Here is a 13,405-nt window from a genome sequence, read left to right as displayed (position 1 = left end):
TCTTCTCCCGCGTTACGTCAGCATTCCTCGGCGAACTGCCGGAGCACCGCGTCGAACTCGTCCGCGGACTCGGCGAAGGGCGCATGCCCCCCGTCAAGGAACCAACGCCCGGTGGCACCCGGAATCTTCCCGATCGTGTGCTCCGCCGTCGAAGAGTCGATCACGCGGTCCTGCGAGCCGTGCACGACGAGGGTGGGTTTGTCGATCGCGGCCAGGACTTCGTCGCCGCCGATGTCCCGGCGGAACAGGGCCGCGCGAACCGAAGGGGGCACGCTCAGCGAAGCCCCGAGCAGGGCCTGGACCTGCGCTCCGGGCACCGGGCCGCCGGCCATGTCACGGCAGAACGCGGTGAGCGCCGGGACGGCGATGTCCGGATCGTCCGAAAGCATCGCGCGCATGTGCTCGCGCATCAGCGGGCCGACGCGCCCGCCGGCCCGGTCGCGGCCGATTTCGGTGAGCGCGCCGACGAGCACGATCCCGCGCAGCCGTGCGGTGCCGTGCACCCGGATGTGGTCGGTCAGCACCAGGCCGCCGTAGGACCAGGCGACGACGATCGCGTCGGGGCCGGCGAAGTCGAGCACCGCGGCGAGGTCGTCGGCCCAGACCACCGGGTCGTCGTAGTCCGCGGCCGGGACGTCGGACGCGCCGTGCCCGCGCAGGTCCATCGCGACCAGGCGGAACCGCTCGGTCAGCGCCGGGTCGGCGAGCTGCGCGGCCCAGCAGCCGGACGACTGCGCCCAGCCGTGCACGAACACGATCGGCCTGCTGTTCTCGGCGCCTTCGACCCGCAGGCCGAGCCGCGTCCCGCCGTGCCCGACGACTTCGGTGCGCACGGGTTACTTCGCACCCATCCCTTGCCAGGCCGACCAGCTGAAGTTCCAGTCCTTGACGTCCGAGGCCATCGGCGCGCCCAGCTTCGAGCCGGTGATCTCGACGGGGTCGCCGACCAGCGCGGAGTCGAAGAAGTCCTTGGCGTCGGCCTCGAGGAGGTTGACGCAGCCGTGGGAGTTGTTGGTCTTCCCGATGTTGGCCGCGTTGTCCTGGTTCTCGTGGATGTACTCGCCGTGGTTCGAGAACCGGCAGGCCCACTTCTTGTTGACGTTCGTGTAGCCGTAGCGGGCGTTGTCGAACACCGCGGTCGGCTCCTTGCTCATGATGATGTAGGTGCCGTTCGGGGTGTTGCGGTCGACCTCGGCGTCCAGCCCGTTCGCGCACGGGTAGCTCTTGACCTGGGAGCCGCCGCGGTAGACGTGCATCTGGTGCTCGGGGGTGTTGACCTTGACCACCTGGTTGCGGCCGATCTTGAACTTCGTGGTGACGTCGGCCTTGCCGTACGCGCCGCCGCCCAGCTCGACGCCGTACAGCTTCGCTTCGACGCTCACGGTGATGTTCTGCGGCCAGTACTCCTTCGGCCGGTAGTCGACCTGGCTGTCGGACAGCCAGCCCCAGGCGCCTTCGACTTCCTTGTCCGTCTTCACCGACAGCGCCTTCTCGACGGCCGCGCGGTCCTTGACCGCCGAAGCGAACTTGACGCTGATCGGCATGGCCACGCCGACCTGCTGGTTGTCGGCCGGGTTGAGCGTGGCGCGGACCTGCTTGGCCGGGGTGAGCGTGCTGAAGGTGCCGGTGAGCTCGACCGGCTTGCCGTCGGTGCCGGTGGCCTTGGCCGCGTACGTGTACTTCTTGCCGTAACCGAGCGGCTCGGAGCTGGTCCAGCTGAGGCCGTCCGGCGCGGTGTCGCCCTTGACGTCCTTGCCGCCGTCCGCGGTCACCTTGCACTCGGTGAGCTTGCCGTCGGCGACCTTGATCACGACGGGCTTGAGGACCGGAGCGTCCTTGGCGTTGACGGCGGGCTCGGCCGTGATCTTCGCCACGGGCTGCGCGCCCTCACCGTCGGCGCCCGCGGCGCCGGTGGGCAGCGCGATCCCGTCGTTCGTGCTCGAACACGCCGCGGCGACCAGTGCGGCCCCCGCCGCAAGAGCGGCCTTGAAGACCGTACGCCGTTCGATCACCGAAACCTCCCGAGTTCCCCCGCCTGACCAGCGAGGCACACGCCCTTAGCGCTGGTGGCGCGCTCGACGTTACCCGCCGAAAGGTAAAGACCATCCGATCAGGTGGCGCCGCCCTTGTCGACAAAGACGTCTCATACACGTCCAGGTTGCCCGGTTCGGCTCAAATGACGCAGTTGATCAAGAGCGGTTCGGGGTGCAGCCGGACGCCGAACCGCTCGAAAACACCGTCGCGGACCTCGCGGGCCAGCCCCAGGAGGTCTTCGGTCGTCGCGTCACCGCGGTTGGTCAGGGCGAGGGTGTGTTTCGTCGACAGCGAGACGCGGTTCCCCGGCCCGGGGTAACCCTTCGCGAAGCCGGCGCGCTCGATCAGCCAGGCCGCCGACAGCTTGACGCCGCCCTCGGCCGGGTACTGCGGGGCCTCGGCGCCGACGCTGTCCGTGATGCGCGCCAGGACCGCTTCCGCCTCGGCCGACGGGACGATCGGGTTGGTGAAGAACGAGCCCGCGCTCCACGTGTCGTGGTCGTCCGGGTCGAGGACCATGCCTTTGCCGCGACGCAGCTTGAGCACGGCTTCGCGCGCTTCGGCCGCCGGCACGCGGGACCCGATCTCGACGCCGAGCGTGCGCGCCAGTTCGGCGTAGCGGATCGGCGCGGAGAGGCCGTCCTCGCGGATCTCGAAGCGGACCGAGAGGACGACGCCGGTGTCGGTGCCCTTGAGGACGCTGGTGCGGTAGGCGAACCCGAGCTCGTCCGCCTTGAGCGTGCGCACTTCGCGCGTCCGCCGGTCGTACAGCTCCACCGAGACGATCGACTCGGCGACTTCGCAGCCGTACGCGCCGACGTTCTGGATCGGCGTCGCGCCGACGCTGCCCGGGATGCCGGAGAGGCATTCGAGCCCGCCCAGGCCCGCTTCGACCAGCCCGGCGACGAACGCGTCCCAGTTCTGGCCGGCTTCGACGTCCACGAGGTCACCGTCACGCCGCCAGCCGGTGTTCGCCACCGCGATCAGCGCGCCGTCGAACCCCGCGTCGCCGACCACCAGGTTCGAGCCGCCGCCCAGCAGCAGCACCGGCTCGCCCGCCGCGTCGGCCTCGCGGACCGCGGCGACGAGGTCTTCGCTGGTCACGGCGCTGACGAAGTGGCGGGCCGGGCCGCCGAGGCGCAGCGTGGTGTACGCCGAGAGCTTCGGGAGCGCGGGAGTTCGGGCGGTGTTCACGCGCCTGACGGTACTGTCCGGCGCATGGGATCCCGGATCGAGCACCGTGCTGAGTTCTCCGCCGACGTCGCCGCGGTCTACGCGGCGGTCGCCGGCGAAGACGCGCTGCGAGCGCGGCTCGAGGAGCTCGGCGGGCACAGCGCGGCCCTGCTGTCGTACGAGGTGTCCGGCACGAACCTGCGGTACGAGCTGCGGCAGGGGATCAGCGCGGACAAGCTGCCGCAGGCGGTGCGGACGCTGCACAAGGGCGACCTGATGGTGACCCGCACGCAGGACTGGCGCGTGAGCAACGACGGCACCGGCCGGCAGGGCCAGGCGTCGGTCGAGGTCGGCGGCGTCCCGGGCGAGATCGTCGCGCGGACGGCGTTGCTGGCCAACGGCGACAAGACGGTGCTGCGGATCAGCGGCGAGGTCACGGTCCGGATCCCGCTGTTCGGCGGGAAGCTGGAGGGCGTGATCGCCGAGCAGGTCACGAAGCTGTTGGAGCGCGAAGCCGAATTCACGGCGAAGTGGCTCACCGAACCAAACTGAGCCCGGTCGGCGCACCGACCCGCGGCACGACCAACCCGAACCGCCTCCGCCGGGTCGACCGGTGGATCACGTACGCGCCCGCGACGACCCGGCTGCTGCGCGCGACGGACTCGCCGTTGGTCGTCGATCTGGGGTACGGCGCTTCCCCGGTGACGACCGTCGAGCTGGCCCGGTGGCTGCGGCGCGTGCGGCCGGACGTCCGGGTGCTGGGCCTGGAGCTGGATCCTGCTCGCGTGGCTGCCGCTTTGCCTGCCGCGTCGCCGCCGCTGCTGGACTTCCGCCGGGGCGGGTTCGAGCTGGCCGGGACGCGGCCGGTGCTGGTGCGGGCGTTCAACGTGCTGCGGCAGTACGCGGAGGACGAGGTCGCGGGCGCGTGGGGGCTGGTGCTGGACTCGATGGCCCCGGGCGGTCTGCTGGTCGAAGGCACGTGCGACGAGATCGGCCGGCTGTCGACGTGGGTGCTGGTTTCGGCGGCCGGGCCGGTCTCCCTGACGTTGTCGATGCGGCTGGCGGGACTCGAGAGGCCGTCGACGATCGCCGAGCGGCTGCCGAAGGCGCTGATCCACCGGAACGTCCCGGGTGAGCGGGTCCACGCGCTGTTGTCGTCCCTCGACGCCTGCTGGGCCACCGCGGCCCCGCACCAGGCGTTCGGGGTGAAGTCGCGCTGGCGGGAGACGGTCCGGCTGCTGGTCGCCCGCGGCTGGCCGGTGGCCGACCCGCGGGTCCGCTTGGGCGAGCTGACGGTCCCCTGGTCCGCGGTCGCCCCCGCCTGACCAAAGCGCCCCGATGTGGCCTTGGTTGCGTCCAACGCACCCAATGTGGCCTTCGGTGCGTTGAACGCACCGAAGGCCACATTGGGGCGCTTGTTCACCGGGGGACCCCCGCTGCGTCACCCCGAAGTGACCTGGGGTGATCACCATTGAGCCGTGGAACTCCTGGCACACGTCACCGAGCTGGTGCGCGGCGCGCTCGGCTCGCCGTGGCTGTGGGTGCTCGTCTTCGCCGTGTCCGGGTTGGACGCGCTGCTGCCGTTCATGCCGAGCGAGACGACCGTCGTGACCGTGGCCGTGCTGCTCGGACCTGACCCGGCGAACCTCACGCTGCTCGCCGCCGTCGCGGCCGGGGGCGCGTGGGCGGGCGACTGCCTCGGGTACGCCGTCGGCCGGGCCGCCGGGCCGCGGGCGATCGCACGGCTGCAACGCGGCCCCGAAGGGCAACGGCGCTACACCTGGGCGCGCGACCAGGTGCGCCGCAACGGCGGGCTGTTGATCATCGCCGCGCGCTACCTGCCCGGCGGACGCGTCGCCAGCGCGCTCGCCAACGGCAGCCTCGGCTATCCCCTGCGCCGCTTCCTGCCGCTGGACCTCGCCGGCGCGGCGATCTGGGCGGTCTACAGCGTGCTGATCGGCCTCGCCGGCGGAGCCGCCTTCGCGGACGAACCGGTGAAGGGCCTGTTGCTGTCCTTCAGTCTCGGGCTCGGTCTGGTGGTCGCGATCGAAACCGGGCGACGCCTACGGTCGGCCCGTGCCGGAAGCGATCGACATCCACGCGGACGCGCTGAAGCGGGCGGCGCTGACGCCCGGCCCGGCAGCCCGGGTGCCGAACTGTCCGAAGTGGACTGTTCATGATCCGGTGGCGCACATCGCCGACGACGTCGACCGCGCGCTGTGGGGCCGTCCGCAGCAAGCGGTCGTCACGGGTGACCTCGCACCGCTCGCGGCGCCCTGACCAGCGCGAGGGACAATGCCGTCGTGACCGCTCCCGAACGCCGCTACGTCATCACCTTCGGCTGCCCCGACCGCACCGGCATCATCGCCCGGATCTCCGGGTTTCTCGCCGAGCACGGCGGCTGGATCGTCGAAGCGGCCTACCACACCGACCCGGACACGGGCTGGTTCTTCACCCGCCAGGTCGTCCGCGCGGACTCACTGCCCTTCGACGCCGCCGAGCTGCGCGGCCGCTTCGGCGAGGTGGCCGCGGACCTGTCGGCGGACTCGAGCTGGCAGGTCAGCGACACCGGTGAGCGACGCCGCGCGGTGGTGCTCGTCTCGAAGGCCGGGCACTGCCTGTACGACCTGCTCGGCCGCGTCGCGTCCGGCGAACTGGACGTCGACATCGCGGCGGTGATCGGCAACCACGAGTCCCTCGCCGACATCACCCGCGCGCACGGCATCCCGTTCCACCACGTGCCGTTCCCGGCCGGCGACAAAGCAGCGGCGTTCGAAGAGGTGCGCAAGCTGGTCGACGAGCACGAGCCGCACGCGGTCGTGCTGGCCCGGTTCATGCAGATCCTGCCCGCCGACCTGTGCCGCGACTGGGCCGGCCGCGCGATCAACATCCACCACAGCTTCCTGCCGTCGTTCATCGGCGCGAAGCCGTACCACCAAGCGCACACGCGTGGCGTGAAGCTGGTCGGTGCGACCTGCCACTACGTGACGGCGGACCTCGACGCGGGCCCGATCATCGACCAGGACGTCATCCGCGTCGACCACGGCGATTCGGTCGAGGACATGGTCCGCAAGGGCCGGGACATCGAGAAGGTGACGCTGGCCCGCGGCCTGCGCTGGCACCTGGAGAACCGGGTGCTGGTGCACGGCAACCGGACAGTGGTGTTCTGACCGGTTGCCGTGCGAGCCGTCACGCCCCGATGGTCGAGGCGTCGATGACGAAGCGGTAGCGCACGTCGGAGTTCTCGACGCGCTCGTAGGCGTCGTTGACCTTGTCGGCCGGGATGGTCTCGATCTCCGCGCCGATGCCGTGCTCGGCGCAGAATTCGAGCATCTCCTGGGTCTCGGCGATGCCGCCGATCATCGACCCGGCCAGCACCTTGTTGCCGCCCAGCAGCGAGAAAGCGTTGTACGACAGCGGTTCCCCGGGCGCACCGACGTTGACCATCGCGCCGCCGACCTTCAGCAGGCCGAGGTAGGAGTCGATCGGCAGCTTCGCCGACACGGTGTTGAGGATGACGTCGAACTTGCCCTTGAGCACGTCGAACGTCGCCTCGTCGCTGGTCGCGTAGTAGTCGGTCGCGCCGAGCTTGAGGCCGTCTTCCTGCTTCTTGAGGCTCTGGCTCAGCACCGTCACCTCGGCGCCCATCGCGGCGGCGATCTTGACGCCCATGTGCCCGAGCCCGCCGAGGCCGATCACGGCGACCTTCTTGCCCGGCCCGGCGCCCCAGTGGTGCAGCGGCGAGTAGGTGGTGATGCCCGCGCACAGCAGCGGCGCGGCGATGTCGAGGCTGATGCCTTCGGGGATGCGGCAGACGAAGGCGTCCTTCACGACGATCTGGTTGCTGTAGCCGCCGTAGGTGTTCTCGCCGTCGAAGCCGACGCCGTTGTAGGTCTGGACGTTGCCCTTGACGCAGAACTGCTCGGTCCCCGCCTGGCAGTACTCGCACTCGCCGCAGGAGTCGACCATGCAGCCGACGCCGACGCGGTCACCGACCTGGTACTTCGTGACGTCGGAGCCGACCGCGGCGACTACACCGGCGATCTCGTGGCCCGGAACCATCGGGAAGATGGCCTGGCCCCAGTCTTCCTTGGCCTGGTGGATGTCGCTGTGGCAGATGCCGGCGTAGGCGATGTCGATCAGGACGTCGTCCGCGCGCAGGTCACGGCGCTCGATCGTGGTCGGTGCGAGCGGCGCACCCGGCGCCGGGGCGGCGATGGCGTGCGTGGTGGTGCTCATGGAACCCTCCAGGTTCAAGTACCGTTGGTCCTCGTAAGAGGTCTCTTACATTTCTACGTAAGAGGGGTCTTACATATTTCGATCGGGAGATGTGATCCAGGTCATGGGCGGCAAGTACCACCACGGCGACCTCCGGGCCGAACTCGTGCGCGTCTCGCTCGACCTGATCGCCGAGCAGGGCCTCGAAGGCTTCTCGGTCGCGAAGGTCGCGAAGCTGGCGAACGTCAGCCCCGGCGCGCCGTACCGGCACTTCTCGACCCGGGAAAGCCTGCTGGCCGAGATCGCCTGCCACGTGGCCTGCCAGCTGGCGGAACGCGTCGCGGCCGCGGCGGCCGAGCACGAAGACCCGGCCGACGCGCTGGCCGCGGCCGCGGGCGCCTACACGCGCTACCTGATCGAGCGCCGGGCCGGGATGAACGTCATCTACGCCGAGGGCCTCCACGGCCCCGAGTACGTCGAGCTGCACGAGCAGACCCGTCGCCTGACCGATGAGTTCCTGATGCGCTGCCTGGCGGTCGCCCCCGACCCGGAAACGGCGCTCGAGCTGATGGAGCAGCTGTTCACCCAGGCCCACGGCTACGGCACGTTCCAGCTCGACGGCGTCTTCGTGAAGCACGGCTATTCGGTGGACCTGGTGGTGCACAAGTCGACGGAGGCCGCGCGGATCGCGATCGCGGGCCGGACTGTCGGTGGTCCGCGCTAGCTTGGAGACATGGGGACCATCACCACGCACGAAGCCTTGCGCGACCTGATCGGCGAGGCGAAGCCGAGGACACAACAGAAGATCATCGACCACGTCGACGAGCACGCGCGCACCCTGATCGCGCACTCGCCGTTCGTACTGCTGGCGACGTCGGCGCCGGACGGCAGCTGTGACGTCTCACCCCGCGGCGACCCGGCGGGCTCGGTGCTGGTGCTCGACGACCGGACGCTGGTGCTCGCGGACCGGCCGGGCAACAAGCTGGCCGACAGCTTCCGCAACATCATCGACAACCCGCACGCGGGGTTGCTGTTCCTGGTGCCGGGGATGAACGAGACCCTGCGGATCAACGGCCGGGCGAAACTGCTGTCCGACGCGCCGTTCTTCGATTCGCTGGTGGTGCAGGGGAAGCGGCCGAAGCTCGCGGTGGTCATCGAGGTCGAAGAGCTCTACATGCACTGCGCGAAGGCGTTCCTGCGGTCGTCGCTGTGGGACCCGTCGACGTGGCCGGAGCGCTCGACCCTGCCGACACTGGGCACGATCCTGCGTGACCAGCTGGCGCTGGCGACACCGGCCGACGAGCTGGACGCGGACCTCAACGAACGGTCGCTGAGCCAGCAATACTGAACCCATGCTCTGCGTCTTCGACGTCAACGAGACCCTGCTCGACCTCGCCGCCATGGACGACCTCGTCGGTGGGCCCGAGCTGCGGCGGGAGTGGTTCGGGCTGGCCATCCACACCGTCCTGACCGTCACGGCCACCGGCGGCTACCGCGACTTCGCCGGCATCGCGGGCGAAGCCGCCACCGAAGTCGCGGCGCGGCACGGGCGTGCGGTGGACCTCGCGAAGGTCGGCGAAGGACTCCGGAATCTCCCTGCCCATCCGGACGTCGAAGAAGGCCTCGCCAAGCTGCACGAAGCCGGCCACGACGTCGTCGCGCTGACGAACTCGCCGCTCGCCACCGCCGAGGCCCAGCTGCAGAACTCCGGCCTCGCCCAGCGCTTCGACCGGATCTTCTCGGCCGAGCAGGTGGGCCGCCTCAAGCCCGCGCCGGAGCCGTACCGCCAGGTGCTGGACGCCTACTCGGTGGCGCCGGCCGACGCGGTGATGATCGCCGCCCACGACTGGGACATCGCGGGCGCGCAGGCGGCCGGGCTGCGGACGGCGTTGCTCGCCCGCTCCGGCGTCCGCCCGCTGCCCGGCTCGCCCGAGCCCACGTACACGATCTCTACGCTGCCCGAGCTGGCCGGACTGCTGGGTTAGCCCGCTTTACTCCGCGATCCGGACCAGCATCTTGCCGGTGTTGGCCCCGGAGAGCAGGCCGAGGAAGGCGTCCGGCGCGTTGCGGATGCCGTCGACGAACGTCTCCGAGTACTTGATCTCACCGGAGCTCACCAGCGGCGCGATCTCGCTGACGAACTGCTGCTGCAGGCCCCAGTGGTCGAGCACCAGCAGGCCGCGGATGGTGATCCGCTTGGCGATGATCTGCGCGAGGTTGCGCGGCGCCGGCGTCGGCTCGGTGGCGTTGTACTGCGAGATCATGCCGCAGACGGCGATCCGGCCGTGCAGGTTGATCGCGCTGATCGCGGCTTCGAGGTGCTCGCCGCCGACGTTGTCGAAGTAGACGTCGATGCCTTCCGGCGCCGCCTCGTGCAGCTGCTCGGCGACCGGGCCGTCCTTGTAGTTGAAAGCGGCGTCGAAGCCGAGGTCCTCAACCAGGTGACGCACCTTCTCCGCCGACCCGGCCGAGCCGATGACGCGCTTGGCGCCCTTCAGCTTCGCGAGCTGCCCGACGAGCGAGCCGACGGCACCGGCGGCGCCGGAGACGAACACGGTGTCGCCCGGCTTGAACTCGGCCGACTCCAGCAGGCCCGCGTACGCGGTCAGGCCCGGCATGCCGAGCACGCCGAGGTACGTCGAGAGCGGCGCGGCTTCGGCGTCGACCTTGACGAAGCGCTTGGCGTCGAGCACGGCGTGGGTGCGCCAGCCGGACTGGTGCAGCACGTGGTCGCCGGGCTTGACGTCGTCCACATGGGACTCGACGACCTCGCCGACCGCCCCGCCGTACATGACCTCGCCGACCTCGAAGGGCGGCGCGTACGACTTCACGTCGCGCATGCGGCCGCGCATCGCGGGGTCGACGCTCATGACCAGGTTGCGCACCAGGATCTGCCCCTCGCCGGGGATGGGGATCTCGGTGTCGACGACGTCGAAGTTGTCGTGCGTCGGGACACCTTCCGGGCGCGAAGCCAGCCGGATTTCCGTCGCCTGTGCGTTCACCGTCGAACTCCTCAAGTCTCTCGAAGCGGGGCAGGCGCCCCGGATTCCACCGGGTAGAACCGGCTAACCGGGGCGCACATTCCGATTGTGACTGGTCACACGATCTCGGCGAGCTTCCCGAGGACACCGTCGTAGATCTTCTTCAGGCCGCCGGGCGCGAAGGTCTTCTCGAAGAAGCCGCCGATGCCGCCGGCGCCGTCCCAGCTGGTTTCGATCCGGACGAGGCTCTTCTCGCCGGCCTCGGAAACCGTCCAGGTGGTGACCATGCTGGAGTTCGCGTCGGTCTCGACCAGGGTGCCGGGCTTCGGCTCGCTGACCGTGGCCTGGACGTCGCGCACGCGCTTGGACGTCGCCTGCAGCTTCCAGCCCGCCTGGGTCCCGGCGCCGACGCCGCCCTCGGTCACCTCGTAGTCGCGGTAGTGCTCAGTAAGCAGCTTCGGGCGCGTTTCGGCGTAGTCGGCGACGAGCGCGCGGACCTTGTCGGCCGGGGCATCGATGGTGCGCTCCGCGGTGGCCGTGACCTTTCCCATTTCGCTCCTTCTCCTTCTGGCGTCGATTGTGGTCCACGATTCCACCACCGGTCCGGAGGCGGCTCACCGCGTTAGGCTGACGGCATGAGTTCCACGACGGACGCCGTCGGGCGCCGACGCGCGACCGTGGCACTCAAGGACGCGCTGCGGGACCTGCGCAACCAGCTCTCACTGCTGAACCACCAGGTCAGCGCCCGTGTCGCGCTCAAGGACGTCGACCTGGACTGCCTGGAGCTGATCGGCCGGCACGGGCCGCTGAGCCCGAGCGCGCTGGCCCGCCGCGCGGGGCTGCACCCCGCGACGATGACGGGCATCCTCGACCGGCTCCAGAAGGGCGGCTGGATCGTCCGCGAACGCGACCCCGAGGCGGCCGACCGCCGCGCGGTCGCGGTGCGTGCGGTCCGCGGCCGGAACGCGGAGCTGTTCCGGCTGTACGCGGGGATGAACACCGCGATGGACGACCTCTGCGCCGGCTACAGCGAGGAGGAGCTGGCGCTGATCGCCGGTTTCCTGCGGCGCGCGACGTCAGCCGGCAACACCGCAACGGGTGATCTGGCTAACGGCTGACCAGCGGTTTTTTGTGTTGTACTCCCAGGTATGTGGCAGACGGGCGACGCGTACGAGGCCTACATCGGGCGGTGGAGCCGCCGGATCGCGCCGATCTTCGTGCGGCAACTGGACGTCCCGGCGAGCCGCCGCTGGCTCGACGTCGGCTGCGGCACCGGCGCGCTGACGTCGGCGGTGCTGGCCGCGGGTGATCCCGCCGAAGTCGTCGGCGCCGACCCGTCCGAGGGGTTCCTGGCGACGGCCCGTGCTCAGGTGACCGACCCGCGGGCGTCGTTCGAGGTCGCCGACGCGCGTGAGCTTCCCTTCGCGGACGACAGCTTCGACGTGGTGGTGTCCGGCCTGGTGCTGAACTTCGTGCCCGACCCGGCGCGCGCGGCGAGGGAGATCGCCCGGGTGACGCGCGGCCTGGCCGCGGCGTACCTCTGGGATCTCGCGGAGGGCATGGAGCTGATCCGGCACTTCTGGGAGGCCGCCGCCGAGCTGGACCCGGCGAAGGTGGCCGAGCTGGACGAAGGCCGCCGGTTCACGCTGTGCCGGCCCGAGCCGCTGGGCCGGCTGTGGACCGAGGCGGGCTTCACCGGGGTGTCGGTCGGCGAGATCAAGATCCCGACGGTGTTCACCGGCTTCGACGACTACTGGCAGCCGTTCCTCGGCGCGCAGGGCCCGGCCCCGGCGTACCTCGCGACGCTGCCGGAAGCCCGCCGCGACCAGGTGCGTGAGCTGTTGCGCAGCCGCCTCCCAACGAACCCGGACGGCTCGATCCCGCTGTCAGCCCGCGCCTGGGTGGTCCAAGGCACGGCGTAAAGCGCCCCAATGTGGCCTTCGGTGCGTTCAACGCACCCAAGGCGGCCTTCGGTGCGTTGAACGCAACCAAGGCCGCCTTGGGGCGCTGGGGTCAGAGACCGGCCTGCGAGAGCCAGTCCTTCGCGACGTCGGCCGCCTTCTCGCCGTCCGAGTCGACTCGCTTGTTCAGGTCGCGCATGACGTCCGTCGTCAGCTTCGCGCTCACCGCGTTGACCGCGGTCGCGAAGTCGGCGCCGCGTTCGTCGAGCACCTTCTTGTTCACCGCCGGGACGACGTTCTCCGTCGGCACGATGTTCAGGTCGTCCTTGAGCACCGTGTAGTTCGAGTCGCCGGTCAGCGGGCTGACCGAGTCGACCGGGATCACCGTGACGGCGCCCGACTTCAGCTGCTCGACCCGCGGCCCGGCTTCCTGGATGGTCTGGAAGGTCGCGTTCGTCAGCTTGTAGACGTCCTTGAAGCCCTGGAAGCACGGAAGGCGCTTCTCGCACTCCGGCGGCCCCGCCATGACGACCTTGTCGAGCTTCTTCAGGTCGCTGATCGACGCGATGCCCTTTTCCTTGGCCAGGTCGGACTTGATGATGTAGGTGTTCTTGTCCTCCGCCGCGGCGAAGTCCAGCAGGCCGACGCCGCTGGGCTCGAACAGCTTGGCCAGCTGGTCGTGCTCCTCCTGCGCGGTCTTGCCGGCCTCCTTGCCGAAGCCGGTGGTGATCGCCGCACCCTGGTACTCCGGGATGAACTGCAGCTCACCGGACTTCAGCGACGGGTAGATCAGCTCCCGCGAGCCCAGGTTCAGCTTCCGCGTCACCGGGTAGCCCTTGGCCTCCAGGGCCTGCGCGTAGATCTCCGCCAGAATCTGGCTGTCGGTGAAGTTGAAGGACGCGACGACGATCGGCGCCCCACCCTTGCCCTGCGCGGCGGGCTTGTCACCGCTGTCGCTGCCACCCCCACAGGCGGCCAAACCGAGCGTCGCCGCGACGGCCACCGCCACCACGGACGCGTTCCGGAACCAGCGCACGAATCCCACTCCCTCGTCACTCGAACAGACGAAAGGACCCTAGCCCCGCGGACCGACAAGTA

At 70.1% G+C, this 13,405-nt stretch carries 16 protein-coding genes; 9 read left to right on the top strand and 7 right to left on the bottom strand.

Annotated elements, in window-relative coordinates:
• Nucleotides 1-17: 17 nt before the first annotated feature.
• The 3 genes from AB0C38_RS30805 to AB0C38_RS30795 all read right to left on the bottom strand — a co-directional run bounded on the left by AB0C38_RS30805 (nucleotide 18) and on the right by AB0C38_RS30795 (nucleotide 3,228).
• The gene (locus AB0C38_RS30805; protein ID WP_360680110.1) at nucleotides 18-833 is read right to left on the bottom strand and encodes an alpha/beta hydrolase; all 816 of its coding nucleotides are present in this window, start codon (nucleotides 831-833) and stop codon (nucleotides 18-20) included.
• Between the two features lie 3 nt (nucleotides 834-836).
• A complete protein-coding gene (locus tag AB0C38_RS30800; RefSeq protein WP_360680107.1) occupies nucleotides 837-2,012 on the bottom strand; it encodes an Ig-like domain-containing protein in 1,176 nt (391 codons plus the stop codon).
• A 160-nt stretch (nucleotides 2,013-2,172) separates the two neighbouring features.
• Entirely contained in the window at nucleotides 2,173-3,228 is a 1,056-nt protein-coding gene (locus tag AB0C38_RS30795; RefSeq protein ID WP_360680104.1) for a UDP-N-acetylmuramate dehydrogenase, read from the bottom strand.
• Nucleotides 3,229-3,252: 24 nt separating this feature from the next.
• On the opposite strand from AB0C38_RS30795, the gene AB0C38_RS30790 reads away from it, so the two are divergent.
• From AB0C38_RS30790 to purU, 4 genes are all read left to right on the top strand, one after another.
• Complete coding sequence (locus AB0C38_RS30790; RefSeq protein ID WP_360680101.1) at nucleotides 3,253-3,759, top strand: DUF2505 domain-containing protein; 507 nt, start codon at nucleotides 3,253-3,255, stop codon at nucleotides 3,757-3,759.
• Nucleotides 3,738-4,532 (top strand): class I SAM-dependent methyltransferase, encoded by a 795-nt coding sequence (locus AB0C38_RS30785; RefSeq protein ID WP_360680097.1) that lies wholly within the window; start codon nucleotides 3,738-3,740, stop codon nucleotides 4,530-4,532. Before AB0C38_RS30790 ends, AB0C38_RS30785 begins: the two co-directional genes overlap by 22 nt.
• 153 nt (nucleotides 4,533-4,685) lie before the next feature.
• Nucleotides 4,686-5,387 carry a VTT domain-containing protein gene (locus tag AB0C38_RS30780; protein ID WP_360680094.1) on the top strand — a complete coding sequence of 234 codons (702 nt, stop codon included), beginning with the start codon at nucleotides 4,686-4,688 and terminating at the stop codon, nucleotides 5,385-5,387.
• Nucleotides 5,388-5,510: 123 nt separating this feature from the next.
• A complete protein-coding gene (gene purU / locus AB0C38_RS30775; protein ID WP_360680091.1) occupies nucleotides 5,511-6,377 on the top strand; it encodes a formyltetrahydrofolate deformylase in 867 nt (288 codons plus the stop codon).
• 19 nt (nucleotides 6,378-6,396) lie between these two features.
• Here the strand turns inward: purU and AB0C38_RS30770 are convergent, their stop codons facing one another.
• Nucleotides 6,397-7,446, bottom strand: a complete 1,050-nt coding sequence (locus AB0C38_RS30770) for an NAD(P)-dependent alcohol dehydrogenase (RefSeq protein WP_360680088.1) — start codon at nucleotides 7,444-7,446, stop codon at nucleotides 6,397-6,399.
• A 91-nt stretch (nucleotides 7,447-7,537) separates the two neighbouring features.
• Between AB0C38_RS30770 and AB0C38_RS30765 the strand changes: the two genes are divergently transcribed.
• Genes AB0C38_RS30765 through AB0C38_RS30755 form a run of 3 tightly spaced genes read left to right on the top strand, consistent with a single transcriptional unit; the run spans nucleotide 7,538 to nucleotide 9,410 of the window.
• Nucleotides 7,538-8,149 (top strand): helix-turn-helix domain-containing protein, encoded by a 612-nt coding sequence (locus AB0C38_RS30765; protein WP_360680085.1) that lies wholly within the window; start codon nucleotides 7,538-7,540, stop codon nucleotides 8,147-8,149.
• A gap of 9 nt (nucleotides 8,150-8,158) precedes the next feature.
• A complete protein-coding gene (locus tag AB0C38_RS30760) occupies nucleotides 8,159-8,773 on the top strand; it encodes a pyridoxamine 5'-phosphate oxidase family protein (protein ID WP_360680082.1) in 615 nt (204 codons plus the stop codon).
• Nucleotides 8,774-8,777: 4 nt separating this feature from the next.
• Complete coding sequence (locus AB0C38_RS30755) at nucleotides 8,778-9,410, top strand: haloacid dehalogenase type II (RefSeq protein ID WP_360680079.1); 633 nt, start codon at nucleotides 8,778-8,780, stop codon at nucleotides 9,408-9,410.
• 6 nt (nucleotides 9,411-9,416) lie between these two features.
• Here the strand turns inward: AB0C38_RS30755 and AB0C38_RS30750 are convergent, their stop codons facing one another.
• Entirely contained in the window at nucleotides 9,417-10,427 is a 1,011-nt protein-coding gene (locus tag AB0C38_RS30750; protein ID WP_360680076.1) for an NADP-dependent oxidoreductase, read from the bottom strand.
• 95 nt (nucleotides 10,428-10,522) lie between these two features.
• A complete protein-coding gene (locus AB0C38_RS30745) occupies nucleotides 10,523-10,957 on the bottom strand; it encodes an SRPBCC family protein (RefSeq protein WP_360680073.1) in 435 nt (144 codons plus the stop codon).
• Nucleotides 10,958-11,041: 84 nt separating this feature from the next.
• On the opposite strand from AB0C38_RS30745, the gene AB0C38_RS30740 reads away from it, so the two are divergent.
• Entirely contained in the window at nucleotides 11,042-11,524 is a 483-nt protein-coding gene (locus tag AB0C38_RS30740; protein ID WP_360680070.1) for a MarR family transcriptional regulator, read from the top strand.
• Nucleotides 11,525-11,554: 30 nt separating this feature from the next.
• Complete coding sequence (locus tag AB0C38_RS30735; protein WP_360680067.1) at nucleotides 11,555-12,328, top strand: methyltransferase domain-containing protein; 774 nt, start codon at nucleotides 11,555-11,557, stop codon at nucleotides 12,326-12,328.
• A gap of 91 nt (nucleotides 12,329-12,419) precedes the next feature.
• Here AB0C38_RS30735 and AB0C38_RS30730 read toward each other — a convergent pair whose 3' ends face one another.
• Nucleotides 12,420-13,343, bottom strand: a complete 924-nt coding sequence (locus tag AB0C38_RS30730) for an ABC transporter substrate-binding protein (protein WP_360680064.1) — start codon at nucleotides 13,341-13,343, stop codon at nucleotides 12,420-12,422.
• Between the last annotated feature and the right edge of the window lie 62 nt (nucleotides 13,344-13,405).

The sequence above is a fragment of the Amycolatopsis sp. NPDC048633 genome (genome assembly GCF_040650695.1).
GTDB lineage: Bacteria > Actinomycetota > Actinomycetes > Mycobacteriales > Pseudonocardiaceae > Amycolatopsis.
The sequence above is the reverse complement of the archived record's forward strand: the minus strand, read 5'-3'. Positions and strand labels throughout refer to the sequence as shown.

What these genes read in the sequence shown, in the direction of transcription:
- AB0C38_RS30770 (WP_360680088.1), bottom strand. Translation starts at nt 7,446, where the DNA reads ATGAGCACCACCACGCACGCCATCGCCGCCCCGGCGCCGGGTGCGCCG.
- AB0C38_RS30740 (WP_360680070.1), top strand. Translation starts at nt 11,042, where the DNA reads ATGAGTTCCACGACGGACGCCGTCGGGCGCCGACGCGCGACCGTGGCA.
- AB0C38_RS30735 (WP_360680067.1), top strand. Translation starts at nt 11,555, where the DNA reads ATGTGGCAGACGGGCGACGCGTACGAGGCCTACATCGGGCGGTGGAGC.
- AB0C38_RS30790 (WP_360680101.1), top strand. Translation starts at nt 3,253, where the DNA reads ATGGGATCCCGGATCGAGCACCGTGCTGAGTTCTCCGCCGACGTCGCC.
- AB0C38_RS30760 (WP_360680082.1), top strand. Translation starts at nt 8,159, where the DNA reads ATGGGGACCATCACCACGCACGAAGCCTTGCGCGACCTGATCGGCGAG.
- AB0C38_RS30755 (WP_360680079.1), top strand. Translation starts at nt 8,778, where the DNA reads ATGCTCTGCGTCTTCGACGTCAACGAGACCCTGCTCGACCTCGCCGCC.
- AB0C38_RS30745 (WP_360680073.1), bottom strand. Translation starts at nt 10,957, where the DNA reads ATGGGAAAGGTCACGGCCACCGCGGAGCGCACCATCGATGCCCCGGCC.